This is a genomic window from Pseudomonas sp. H1_G08 (genome assembly GCF_054681355.1).
This window is the reverse complement of sequence record NZ_CP162822.1, coordinates 5171121-5184353: the sequence shown is the minus strand read 5'-3', so window position 1 is coordinate 5184353 and position 13233 is coordinate 5171121. Positions and strand designations below refer to the sequence as shown.

Here is a 13233-nt window from a genome sequence, read left to right as displayed (position 1 = left end):
CGTGTGGGAGCGAGCCTGCTCGCGAAGGCGGATTGTCAGCCAACATTTCTGTTTAAGTCGACGATCGCTTCGCGAGCAGGCTCGCTGCCACAGGGTACGGCGGTGATTGATGCCTTTTAACCGGCGCTCAGTATATCGATCCGGCCCAACAAACGTTGGGCCTTGCGCAGATTTGTCGGGGAAAGTTACTCCAGCGCTTTCCAGATATCCGTGGCGTACTCGCGAATCGTCCGGTCGGAAGAGAACCAGCCCATCCGCGAGGTGTTGAGCACCGCCGAACGCCACCAGTTCTGCGAGTCGTGCCAGTGCGCATCGACGCGCTTCTGCGCTTCCCAGTAGGAGTCGAAGTCGGCGCAGACCAGGAAGCGGTCATAGTCGATCAACGAGTCGATCAGCCCGGTATAACGCGAGGTATCGTCCGGCGAGAACACACCGCTGCGAATCGCTTGCAGCACATCGTTCAAACGATGGGAGGCGGCGATGTCGGGTACGGCGCTGAACTCGTGGTTCTGCTTGCGCGCCTCAACCTGTTGCGCACTGAGGCCGAAGATGAACATGTGCTCGGCACCGATGCGCTCGCACATTTCCACGTTGGCACCGTCGAGGGTGCCGATGGTCAGCGCGCCGTTGAGGCCGAACTTCATGTTACTGGTGCCCGACGCCTCGAAACCGGCGGTGGAAATCTGCTCGGACAAGTCCGCCGCCGGGATGATGCTTTCGGCCAGGCTGACGTTGTAGTTGGGCAGGAACACCACTTTCAGCAGGCCACGCACGGTCGGATCGTTGTTCACCACCCGAGCAATGTCATTGGTCAGTTTGATGATCAGCTTGGCCTGGTGATAACTCGCCGCCGCTTTACCGGCGAAGATCTTCACGCGCGGCACCCAGTCGACTTCCGGCTCGGCACGAATCGCCTGATACAACGCCACGGTGTGCATCAGGTTGAGCAACTGACGCTTGTATTCGTGAATACGTTTGACCTGCACGTCGAACATCGCCGCCGGGTTGACCGCGATCCCGAGGCGCTCGTGAATCAGATAGGCCAGCGCCTTCTTGCTGTGCAAACGCTGCTCGGCGAAGGCTTTGCGGAACGCGGTTTTCTCGGCGAACGGTTCAAGTTCGAGCAGGCGCTCTTCGGGATGGTCGAGCACATCCGGGCCGAGAGCGTCGATCAGCATCGAGGTCAGTTCCGGGTTGGCCTGATACAGCCAGCGGCGGAAGGTGATGCCGTTGGTTTTGTTGTTGATCCGCTCCGGATAGAGCTTGTGCAGTTCGGCGAATACGGTTTTGCGCATCAACTGCGTATGCAGACCGGACACGCCGTTGACGCTATGCGAACCGAGGAACGCGAGGTTGCCCATGCGCACCCGGCGGCCGTTGTCTTCTTCGATCAGCGACACCGCACGCAACACGTCGAAGTCATGAATGCCCTTGGCCCGCAACGAATCGATGTGCTGTGCGTTGATCAGGTAAATGATCTGCATGTGCCGTGGCAGCATGCGTTCCATCAGCCCGACCGGCCAGGTTTCCAGTGCTTCCGGCAGCAGCGTGTGGTTGGTGTACGACAGCGTGTCGACGGTGACTTGCCATGCTGCGTCCCACGCGACGTCGTAGACGTCGACCAGTTGGCGCATCAGCTCGGCCACTGCAATCGAGGGGTGAGTGTCGTTGAGCTGGATCGCCGCGTGATCACCGAGGGTCAGCACCGAGGTGTGCATGTTGCGGTGACGGCGCAGCAGATCCTGCAACGAAGCGGCGACGAAGAAGTATTCCTGACGCAGGCGCAGTTCTTGCCCGGCTTCGGTGCTGTCGGCCGGATAAAGGACGCGGGAGATACTCTCGGCGCGGGCCACTTCCGCCACGGCGCCCAGGTGGTCACCTGCGTTGAAGCGTTCCAGGTGCAGGTCTTCCATGGCGCGGGCACGCCACAGGCGCAGAGTGTTGACGCTCGCCCCGCGCCAGCCGACCACCGGCGTGTCATAAGCAATTGCGCGCACGGTTTCCGCCGGCGACCAGACCTGACGAGTCTTGCCGGAGGCATCGGTGACGGTTTCGACGCTGCCGCCGAAGCCGATCGGGTAGGCCACTTCCGGCCGTTCGAATTCCCACGGGTTGCCGAAATCCAGCCAGTGCTCGGTCTGTTCCTGTTGCCAGCCATCGACGATCGCCTGACGGAACAAGCCATGCTCATAACGAATGCCATAGCCATGGCCGGCGATGCCGAGGGTGGACATGCTTTCCATGAAACACGCCGCGAGCCGACCGAGGCCGCCGTTACCGAGCGCCGCGTCGGGCTCCAGCAGACGAATGCGCTCCAGATCGACGCCCAGTTCGGTCAACGCTTCACGGGCGACGTCGAGCAGGCCGAGGTTGCTCAGGCTGTCGTAGAGCAAACGGCCGATGAGAAATTCCAGCGAGAGGTAATAAACCCGCTTCTGGCCTTTGCGGTAGATCTGTCGGGTGTGGTCCATCCAGTGTTCGACCATGTGATCACGCGCAGCCAGGGCGATGGCTTCGAACCAGTCATGGTCGAAGGCATGATCGGGGTCTTTGCCCACGGCGTAGGTGAGTTTGGTCAGGACGGCGTCGCGGAACGCGGCCACCTCTGCTTCGCGAACTAGTGGTTCTTGAGTCATCAACAGGACCTCGAGCGAGCGGGAATTTTCTGAGCCTAGACGGTCTGACCGGCGGTAACGGCTCTGGTTCGGCAGTATTTGCGCGGACTGTGCACCAGTCCGACATAACCCTGGCGGATGAGCCAATGAATGCAGGGGCCGTGCCGTCCTGTCGGGCAAATTGCAGTCGTTGCGAAAATATCCGGCGAAAGGTTGTTCAAAATTCCACCGCTCCCGGTATGATCGCGCGCCCTGATGCATACACGCCTGGTAACTCCCGATGATGAAGCCCAACCTGATCGCCGCCGCCGAGATTGATCGTCTCGATACGTGGGCCAAATACTCGGCGCCGATGTGCGGCTCGTGCATGTCCAGCTGCTGCACGCTGCCGGTCGAAGTGAAGATCAAGGATCTGGTGCGCATCGGTGTGGTCGACGAGTTCGAACTGGGCGATCCGCCAAAGAACATCGCCAAGCGTCTGCAAAAGGAAGGTCTGGTCGAGCGCTTCAATCAGAAGTCGGGGATCTTCACCCTGCAGCGCATGAGCAACAACGACTGCTATTACCTGGATCGTAAAACCCGCCTGTGCACCATTTATGACAAGCGCCCGGACACCTGCCGCAACCACCCGAAGATCGGGCCGCGGCCGGGGTATTGCGCTTATAAGCCGAAAGAAGTCGAGCGGGTGCAGAATTTCCGGGCCATCGACAAATTTTGATCGGCCTTGAGATTTTCAGCGGCTGACCGGCCGCCATCGCTGGCAAGCCAGCTCCCACAATGATTGTGGTCGAACACATATTTTATATACGACCCAAAACCCTGTGGGAGCTGGCTTGCCAGCGATGGGGCCAGCACAAATATCGCTAAACGCCAGACAAACAAAAACGCCCCCGGTCTCGCGACCGGGGGCGTTTTTTATTCCAGGGCTGAATTACGCCTTGGCTTTCTTGGCAGCGCGGGTACGCTCGCTTTCGTCGAGGATCTTCTTGCGAAGACGGATCGACTTAGGCGTGACTTCGCACAGCTCGTCTTCCTGGATGTATTCCAGAGCCTGTTCCAGGGTGAAGCGAACAGGTGGGACCAGAGCGATGGTTTCGTCTTTACCCGAAGCACGCATGTTGTCGAGCTTCTTGCCTTTGGTTGGGTTCACACCCAGGTCGTTGTCGCGGCTGTTCTGACCAACGATCTGACCGTTGTAGATCTCCTGGCCGTGTTCTACGAACAGCTTGCCACGAGCCTGCAGGGTTTCCAGCGAGTAGGTCAGAGCCTTGCCGGTTTCAACCGAAACCAGAACGCCGTTCTGACGGCCGGACATGTGGCCCGACTTCACTGGAGCGTAACGGTCGAAGATCGAGGTCAGGATGCCAGCACCGTTGGTCAGGGTCAGGAACTGGTTACGGAAACCGATCAGACCGCGAGCAGGGATGTTGTATTCCAGACGAACACGGCCCTTGCCATCCGGCACCATGTTGCTCAGGTCGCCCTTACGCAGACCCATCTCTTCCATGACCTTGCCCTGGGATTCTTCAGGGATGTCGATGGTGACGTTTTCGAACGGTTCCTGCTTCACGCCGTCGACTTCACGGATGATCACTTCAGGACGGCCCAGGGCCAGCTCGAAGCCTTCGCGACGCATGGTTTCGATCAGTACCGAGAGGTGCAGCTCACCACGGCCGGAAACCTTGAACTTGTCAGCCGAGTCGCCTTCTTCAACGCGCAGTGCAACGTTGTACAGCAGCTCTTTGTCCAGACGATCCTTGATGTTACGGGAGGTCACGAACTTGCCTTCTTTACCGCAGAATGGCGAGTCGTTTACCTGGAAGGTCATGGAAACGGTTGGCTCGTCAACGGTCAGCGGCTTCATCGCCTCGACGGTGTTGATATCGCACAGAGTGTCCGAGATGAACAGCTCGTCGAAGCCGCTGATGCAGACGATGTCGCCAGCTGCTGCTTCGTCAACGTCGATGCGGTGCAGACCGTGGTGACCCATCAGCTTCAGGATACGACCGTTGCGACGCTTGCCGTCAGCGCTGATAGCGACAACCGGGGTGTTCGGCTTGACGCGACCACGAGCGATACGGCCAACACCGATAACACCCAGGAAGCTGTTGTAGTCCAGAGCGGAGATCTGCATCTGGAACGGGCCGTCACGGTCAACGGCCGGAGGCGGAACGTGGTCGACTACTGCCTGGTACAGCGGAGTCATGTCTTCCGCCATGGCGGTGTGGTCCAGACCGGCAATACCGTTCAGGGCCGAAGCGTAAACAACCTGGAAGTCCAGTTGTTCTTCGGTCGCACCGAGGTTGTCGAACAGGTCGAAGATCTGGTCCAGAACCCAGTCCGGACGCGCGCCTGGACGGTCAACCTTGTTGATGACCACGATTGGACGCAGGCCGGCTTCGAAAGCCTTCTTGGTCACGAAACGGGTTTGCGGCATAGGGCCGTCTTGAGCGTCAACCAGCAGCAGAACGGAGTCGACCATCGACATTACGCGTTCAACTTCGCCGCCGAAGTCGGCGTGGCCCGGGGTGTCCACGATGTTGATGTGGTAGCCGTTCCAGTTGATGGCGGTGTTCTTCGCCAGAATGGTAATACCGCGCTCTTTTTCCTGGTCGTTGGAGTCCATCACGCGCTCGTCGTTGAGCTCGTTGCGCTCCAGGGTGCCGGATTGACGCAGGAGTTTGTCTACCAGGGTGGTTTTACCGTGGTCAACGTGGGCAATGATGGCGATGTTGCGTAGATTTTCGATCACTTGTGTATCTCGATCAGAGGATTCGGTTTGCTGACAAGTCATGGCAGCGATTAGCAGTAGTGTCCGGCATGGCCGTTACAGCTTGACGGCGGTGTCGGGGGGCCGGTGACGCAGGCCACAGGCAAACAGCCCCGGGCACTTAGCTCGGTCGATAAACGCGCACATTGGCATGCCCCTCACTGAGCAAATGGTGGGCATGCAGGCGACTCATCACGCCTTTGTCGCAATACAGCAGGTACTGGCGAGTAGGGTCCAGTTCCTTGAAACGTGCGTTCACTGCATAGAACGGCATCGTCTGTACCTCTATGCCGGCGAGCTCCAGCGGGTCATCCTCGGCGGCATCCGGGTGGCGGATGTCGATGACGATCTGACCGGCCAGCGCTTCGCTGACTTCTTCAATTTGCAAATCCTGGCCCAACTCGTCGATTACCCGATCGATCGGCACCAGTTTGGCGTTGGCGAGCGCGCGCTCGAGTACCGCCATGTCGAATTCTTTCTCTTCGTGCTCAACCCGGCCACGCTTGGCGGCGGTCTTGGGGTTGACCGAAATCACGCCGCAGTATTCCGGCATGTGCCGGGCGAAATCGGCGGTGCCGATCTCGTTGGCGGTGTCGATGATGTCCTGCTTGTGCGCGACGATCAGCGGCCGCAGCACCAGTTTGTCGGTCACGCAGTCGATCACCGACAGGTTCGGCAGCGTCTGGCTCGACACCTGGGAGATCGCTTCACCGGTCACCAGTGCATCGATGTGCAGGCGTTCGGCGATCTCGGACGAGGCGCGCAACATCATACGCTTCAAAACCACGCCCATATGACTGTTATCGACTTTGCCGAGAATTTCGCCCAGCACTTCCTCGAACGGCACACTGACAAATAGCACGCGTTGCGAGCTGCCGTACTTCTTCCAGATGAAGTGCGCGACTTCCATCACGCCCAATTCGTGGGCACGCCCGCCGAGATTGAAGAAGCAGAAGTGCGCCATCAGGCCGCGACGCATGATCTGATAAGCCGCCACGGTCGAATCGAAGCCGCCGGACATCAATACCAGCGTCTGCTCCAACGCGCCGAGCGGGTAGCCGCCGATGCCGTTGTGCTGGCTGTGAATCACGAACAACCGTTTGTCGCGAACTTCGATACGGACTTCGATTTGCGGTGCTTTAAGGTCGATTCCGGCCGCACCGCACTCGCGACGCAGCTTGCTGCCGACGTATTTTTCCACGTCCATCGAGCTGAAGGCATGCTTGCCTGCGCGCTTGCAGCGCACCGAGAAAATCTTCCCGGCCAGTGCATCGCCGTAGTGCTGTTTGCACTTTTCGGTGATGTCGTCGAAGTCGCCCAGCGGGTACTCGTCGATCTGCAGAAAATGCGCGATACCCGGCATGCAGGTCAGGCGTTCGCCCATCTCTTTCAAGGCTTTGGGGTCAGTAACGCGGGTTTCCAGCTCGAGATTGTCCCACACGCCGTTCACCACCACGGCCGGGTCCAGGTCACGGAGCACGGTGCGGATGTTCTTGGCCAACTGGCGGATGAATTTCGTCCGGACAGGTCGGCTTTTGATGGTGATCTCGGGGAAGACTTTTACGATAAGTTTCATGAAAACAGCGCGCGAACGGCCAGCCGAAAAAGGGGGGCGCGGATTATAGCGGAAATTGCTCAAGGTTTAACCAGTTAATGTGCAGAAGGTTTTGCTTGCACCAAAACAGGTCATTTCTGAATTTAAACGCAACATTAAGGGGCGGGATTTGTCGATTCAGTACCTCGCACGCCTTAATAAGCGTGAATTTGGGGCAAAAAACCCATGCTGGGGCACTGGCATGCAATTTGCTCCCTTGTGAGGCAGGTTGCCTTGGCAGAGTATTCGCGCCGGCATCACCATTATTAAGGGCATCCACTACCCGCCCTAATTCACCCGGAGGACACTATGTCGAAGTCGGTTCAACTCATCAAAGATCATGACGTCAAGTGGATTGATCTGCGCTTCACGGACACCAAAGGCACTCAGCACCACGTGACCATGCCGGCTCGCGATGCGCTGGATGACGACTTCTTCGAAGTCGGCAAGATGTTCGACGGTTCCTCCATCTCCGGCTGGAAAGGCATCGAAGCCTCCGACATGATCCTGATGCCGGTCGACGAAACTGCCGTGCTCGATCCGTTCACCGAAGACCCAACCCTGATTCTGGTGTGCGACATCATCGAGCCTTCGAGCATGCAGGGCTACGATCGCGACCCACGTGCGATCGCCAAGCGCGCCGAAGAGCACCTGAAAGCCACCGGTATCGGTGACACCGTATTCGCCGGTCCGGAGCCTGAGTTCTTCATCTTTGACTCGGTGAAATTCAAGTCGGACATCTCCGGCTCGATGTTCAAGATCTACTCCGAGCAAGGTTCGTGGATGTCCGACCAGGACATCGAGGGCGGCAACAAGGGTCACCGTCCAGGCGTGAAAGGCGGCTACTTCCCGGTTCCACCGTTCGACCACGACCACGAAATCCGTACCGCCATGTGCAACGCACTGGAAGAAATGGGTCAGTCGGTTGAAGTTCACCACCACGAAGTGGCAACTGCCGGCCAGAACGAAATCGGCGTCAAGTTCAACACCCTGGTGAAGAAAGCTGACGAAGTTCAGACCCTGAAATACGTTGTGCACAACGTTGCTGACGCTTACGGCCGCACCGCGACCTTCATGCCGAAGCCACTGTACGGCGACAACGGTTCGGGCATGCACGTACACATGTCGATCTGGAAAGATGGCAAGAACACCTTCGCAGGTGAAGGCTATGCCGGCCTGTCCGATACCGCTCTGTACTTCATCGGCGGCATCATCAAGCACGGTAAGGCCCTGAACGGCTTCACCAACCCGGCGACCAACTCGTACAAGCGTCTGGTGCCAGGCTTCGAAGCTCCGGTAATGCTGGCCTACTCGGCTCGCAACCGTTCCGCTTCGATCCGTATTCCTTACGTGTCGAGCCCGAAAGCCCGCCGTATCGAAGCACGCTTCCCGGATCCGGCTGCCAACCCGTACCTGGCCTTCGCAGCACTGCTGATGGCCGGTCTGGACGGTATCCAGAACAAGATCCACCCAGGCGATGCCGCCGACAAGAACCTGTACGACCTGCCGCCTGAAGAGGCGAAAGAGATCCCACAGGTTTGCGGCAGCCTGAAAGAAGCCCTGGAAGAGCTGGACAAGGGCCGCGCGTTCCTGACCAAGGGCGGCGTGTTCTCCGATGACTTCATCGACGCTTACATCGCGCTGAAATCGGAAGAAGAAATCAAGGTTCGCACCTTCGTGCACCCACTGGAATATGAGCTGTACTACAGCTGCTGATCCGGTAGCGCTGCGTAAGCGGCGTGACAAAAGAGGCCTCCTTCGGGAGGCCTTTTTTATTGCCCGGCACAGTTCATTTACCCTGTGGGAGCGAGCCTGCTCGCGAAAGCGGTGGGTCATTGAAGATGATGGTGACTGATGCGACGCCTTCGCGAGCAGGCTCGCTCCCACAGGGGATCCATGGTGTCTGAATGATCTTTGGATGTGTCGCCAGTTGGGCCAACCGCCGCACCTGTCCTATGCTGCTACCCATCGCTTCCAACCCCGGTCGATTTCATGGGTCGCACGTTTCTCTACATTCTGCTGCTGATCGCTCTGCCCGCCGCCGGGCAGATCTACAAGTACACCGACGCCAACGGCAACACGGCGTACAGCAATCAGCCGCCGGACGGCGTGCAGGCGCAACCGGTCGAGCTGCCGCCGCTCAATCGGGTCGAGCCGCAAGCACCGAGCGCGCCGCAATCACCCACCGCAGAACAACCGCAACCACCGCGCAACGCCTATGAAATCCTCGAACTCGCCGGTCTGCCCACTGACGAGGCGCTGCGCGCCAACAACGGCACCTTTACGGTCAATGTCCTGATCAAACCGCGCCTGCAATCGCCGCATCAACTGAGACTGGTGCTGGACGACGAGCCCTATGGCCAGCCGAGCAACGTACCGGTTTTGCAGTTGGTGAACATCGATCGCGGCGAGCATCGCCTGGCCGTGCAGGTGATCGACGGCCAGACCGTCATTCAGCAGAGCCCGCCAGCCGTCTTCACCGTGCAACGGGTGCATAGACCATGATCCGCGCGGGGCTGGTACTCGTTCTGGCGCTGATGTCGACGTACACCTTGGCGGAGGTCTTTACCTATGTCGACGCGCAGGGCAACCGCGTCTATACCGACCAGCCACGCGCCAACGCCAAGCGAGTGCCGATCGCGACGAGCAATCGCATGGCTGTCCCTGCCAACACCGCAGCGCCGATCACCACAGCGAAAAAATCCGCCGAACCAGCGCCCTTTCACTACGACATGCTGCGCATTCTGATCCCGGAGCCCGATGCCACTCTGCGCAGCAGCGCCGGCGAGCTGATCGTCAGCGTCACCAGCGAGCCCGGCCTGCAAAGCGGCCATCGTTATCGCCTGCTGCTGGATGGCAAGGCCACTGGCGAGCCCGGCGTCAGCCCGGTATTTGCGCTGAGCAATATCGATCGCGGCAGCCACAGCCTTTCGATCGAAATCCTCGACGCCGCCGGGCGTACCGTGGAACGCACCGCCAATCAGCCGTTCCACATGCTGCGCATTTCCCTCGCGCAGAAACGTCAGGTCAAACCCTGCGTTGCCGACGACTATGGCGTGCGCCCGGAATGTCCGCTCAAGGACAAACCTGAAGAGCCGAAAAATCCATTCCTGCGCTTCTTTTAACCTCCGCCAGCCGCGCGCACTCTATTGGTGCACTAAACTGCATCTCGCCCACAACCCAACCCATTTTGGTTCGAAACTTCCCGTTTGAGCTGGCTTCGTGCCATACAAACGCGCGTCAAACGCCTGTTTCAGGGGTTAAACGCTTCTTTTCGGAGCCTTGGTTTGGTTTTTGCATTTTCCCGACATCAGCGCTTTGTTCTCGCGCACGCCTTGCTCCAAAAGGGGTCCAGATGACCATAAGCGACGCTATTCACCGTTTGCTGCTCGACAACCTGACCACGGCGACCATCCTGCTCGACGCCGAATTGCGCCTGGAGTACATGAACCCGGCGGCGGAGATGCTGTTGGCCGTCAGCGGTCAGCGCAGCCACGGCCAGTTCATCAGCGAGCTGTTCACCGAATCCCCCGAGGCGCTCAATTCCCTGCGTCAGGCGGTGGAGCAGGCGCACCCGTTCACCAAGCGTGAAGCGATGCTCACCGCCCTCACCGGCCAGACGCTGACCGTGGATTACGCGGTCACGCCAATCCTCAGCAACGGCGAGACTTTGCTTTTGCTTGAAGTGCACCCGCGTGATCGCCTGTTGCGCATCACCAAGGAAGAGGCGCAGCTGTCCAAGCAGGAAACCAGCAAGATGCTGGTGCGCGGCCTCGCCCATGAGATCAAGAACCCCCTCGGCGGCATCCGGGGCGCAGCGCAATTGCTCGCCCGCGAACTGCCGGAGGAAAGCCTGCGCGATTACACCAATGTGATCATCGAAGAGGCCGACCGCCTGCGCAATCTGGTCGATCGCATGCTCGGCTCGAACAAACTGCCGTCGCTGGCCATGTGCAACGTCCACGAAGTGCTCGAACGCGTCTGCCATCTGGTCGAAGCCGAAAGCCAGGGCTGCATCACCCTGGTGCGTGATTACGACCCGAGCATTCCCGACGTCCTGATCGACCGCGAGCAAATGATTCAGGCGGTGCTGAACATCGTGCGCAATGCGATGCAGGCCATCAGCAGCCAGAACGAGCTGCGCCTGGGCCGCATCAGCCTGCGCACCCGCGCCATGCGCCAGTTCACCATCGGCCACATCCGCCATCGTCTGGTGACCAAGATCGAGATCATCGACAACGGTCCCGGCATTCCGGCGGAACTGCAGGAAACCATTTTCTTTCCCATGGTCAGCGGCCGCCCGGACGGTACCGGGCTGGGCCTGGCCATTACCCAGAACATCATCAGTCAGCACCAGGGCCTGATCGAGTGTGAGAGCCATCCAGGCCACACCACCTTCTCGATCTTCCTGCCACTGGAACAAGGAGCCACATCGACATGAGCCGTAGTGAAACCGTGTGGATCGTCGATGACGACCGTTCTATCCGTTGGGTCCTGGAAAAGGCCTTGCAGCAGGAAGGCATGACCACCCAGAGCTTCGACAGCGCCGATGGCGTGATGAGTCGTCTGGCCCGGCAGCAGCCGGACGTGATCATTTCCGATATCCGCATGCCGGGCGCCAGTGGCCTGGATCTGCTGGCGCGGATTCGCGAACAGCACCCACGGCTGCCGGTCATCATCATGACCGCTCACTCCGATCTGGACAGCGCTGTCGCCTCCTATCAGGGCGGTGCTTTCGAGTACCTGCCCAAGCCGTTCGACGTCGATGAAGCGGTTTCGCTGGTCAAACGCGCCAATCAACATGCCCAGGAACAGCAAGGCCTGGAAGTGGTGCCGGCGCTGACCCGCACCCCGGAAATCATCGGCGAAGCGCCGGCGATGCAGGAAGTGTTTCGCGCCATCGGGCGCCTGAGCCACTCCAACATCACCGTGCTGATCAACGGCGAATCCGGTACCGGTAAAGAACTGGTGGCCCACGCCCTGCACCGCCACAGCCCACGCGCGGCCTCGCCGTTCATTGCACTGAACATGGCGGCGATCCCCAAGGATCTGATGGAATCCGAGCTGTTCGGCCACGAGAAAGGCGCGTTCACCGGCGCGGCGAATTTGCGTCGCGGTCGTTTTGAACAGGCGGACGGCGGCACGCTGTTTCTCGATGAAATCGGCGACATGCCGGCGGACACCCAGACGCGTCTGTTGCGCGTGCTGGCCGATGGCGAGTTCTACCGCGTCGGCGGCCATGTACCGGTCAAGGTGGATGTACGCATCATCGCCGCGACCCACCAGAATCTCGAAACACTTGTCCACGCCGGCAAATTCCGTGAGGACTTGTTCCACCGCCTGAACGTGATCCGCATCCACATCCCGCGCCTGTCGGATCGTCGTGAAGACATTCCAACCCTGGCCCGGCACTTCCTCAGCCGCGCCGCGCAGGAACTGGCGGTCGAGCCGAAGCTGCTGAAAAGCGAGACCGAGGAATACCTGAAAAACCTGCCGTGGCCAGGTAACGTGCGCCAGCTGGAGAACACCTGTCGCTGGATCACCGTCATGGCCTCCGGCCGTGAAGTGCACATCAGCGATTTGCCGCCGGAACTGCTCAACCTGCCGCAGGATTCGGCGCCAGTGACCAACTGGGAACAGGCCCTGCGCCAGTGGGCGGATCAGGCCTTGGCCCGCGGCCAGTCGAGCCTGCTCGACAGCGCAGTGCCGGCGTTCGAGCGGATCATGATCGAGACTGCTTTGAAGCACACCGCAGGACGTCGGCGTGATGCGGCGGTGCTGCTGGGTTGGGGGCGCAATACCCTGACGCGCAAGATCAAGGAACTGGGGATGAAGGTTGATGGTGGGGATGATGACGAGGGGGAAGAGGGTTAACGCTTAAGGGTTGCCGTGCACTCAGGATCGATCCCCCTCACCCCAGCCCTCTCCCGGGGGAAGGGAGCAATCTCGGGTGGTTTCGAGGCCTGGGTTCGGCTCGGTATCTCAGGTCGGCGTAACTTGACCGGGCAACTCGGTCAGTCCCCTCTCCCTTGGGAGAGGGTCAGGGTGAGGGCCACCGTGCACCGCATCAATGCACGATGACCCGTGATCGCGCAGAGCCCGATTCTCATCGCCCAGTTCCGAAGTGCCGAAAAACCCAGACTTGAAATAAGCGAAAGCCCCGTATTCCGGGGCTTTCGCGTTTTCGAAGCATTTTTTGTTACAGCAAATCAAAACCTGGCACGCCGCCTGCAATATCTATCTCAGGTGATTCG

The 13233-nt window shown here is 59.6% G+C and carries 9 protein-coding genes; 6 read left to right on the top strand and 3 right to left on the bottom strand.

Annotated elements, in window-relative coordinates:
• Positions 1-185: 185 nt before the first annotated feature.
• A complete protein-coding gene (locus tag AB4N85_RS23560) occupies positions 186-2636 on the bottom strand; it encodes a glycogen/starch/alpha-glucan phosphorylase (RefSeq protein WP_041477535.1) in 2451 nt (816 codons plus the stop codon).
• A 259-nt stretch (positions 2637-2895) separates the two neighbouring features.
• On the opposite strand from AB4N85_RS23560, the gene AB4N85_RS23555 reads away from it, so the two are divergent.
• Positions 2896-3333 carry a YkgJ family cysteine cluster protein gene (locus tag AB4N85_RS23555; RefSeq protein WP_016772101.1) on the top strand — a complete coding sequence of 146 codons (438 nt, stop codon included), beginning with the start codon at positions 2896-2898 and terminating at the stop codon, positions 3331-3333.
• Between the two features lie 213 nt (positions 3334-3546).
• On the opposite strand, the gene typA is transcribed toward AB4N85_RS23555, so the two are convergent.
• Together typA and thiI are read right to left on the bottom strand one after the other, a co-directional pair.
• Positions 3547-5367, bottom strand: a complete 1821-nt coding sequence (gene typA / locus AB4N85_RS23550; RefSeq protein ID WP_016772102.1) for a translational GTPase TypA — start codon at positions 5365-5367, stop codon at positions 3547-3549.
• Between the two features lie 139 nt (positions 5368-5506).
• Positions 5507-6961 (bottom strand): tRNA uracil 4-sulfurtransferase ThiI, encoded by a 1455-nt coding sequence (thiI, locus tag AB4N85_RS23545; RefSeq protein ID WP_024011233.1) that lies wholly within the window; start codon positions 6959-6961, stop codon positions 5507-5509.
• A 327-nt stretch (positions 6962-7288) separates the two neighbouring features.
• Here thiI and glnA point away from each other — a divergent pair, with 327 nt between their 5' ends.
• From glnA to ntrC, 5 genes are all read left to right on the top strand, one after another.
• Positions 7289-8695 (top strand): type I glutamate--ammonia ligase, encoded by a 1407-nt coding sequence (glnA, locus tag AB4N85_RS23540; protein WP_016772104.1) that lies wholly within the window; start codon positions 7289-7291, stop codon positions 8693-8695.
• Positions 8696-8971: 276 nt separating this feature from the next.
• Positions 8972-9484 (top strand): DUF4124 domain-containing protein, encoded by a 513-nt coding sequence (locus tag AB4N85_RS23535; protein ID WP_252868638.1) that lies wholly within the window; start codon positions 8972-8974, stop codon positions 9482-9484.
• Positions 9481-10104, top strand: coding sequence for a DUF4124 domain-containing protein (locus tag AB4N85_RS23530; protein WP_122747959.1), 624 nt, complete (start codon positions 9481-9483; stop codon positions 10102-10104). Before AB4N85_RS23535 ends, AB4N85_RS23530 begins: the two co-directional genes overlap by 4 nt.
• A 230-nt stretch (positions 10105-10334) precedes the next feature.
• Positions 10335-11420, top strand: coding sequence for a nitrogen regulation protein NR(II) (gene glnL / locus AB4N85_RS23525; protein ID WP_024011230.1), 1086 nt, complete (start codon positions 10335-10337; stop codon positions 11418-11420).
• The gene (ntrC, locus tag AB4N85_RS23520; RefSeq protein ID WP_016772108.1) at positions 11417-12853 is read left to right on the top strand and encodes a nitrogen regulation protein NR(I); all 1437 of its coding nucleotides are present in this window, start codon (positions 11417-11419) and stop codon (positions 12851-12853) included. The genes glnL and ntrC overlap by 4 nt, the downstream gene beginning before the upstream one ends.
• Positions 12854-13233 lie beyond the last annotated feature (380 nt).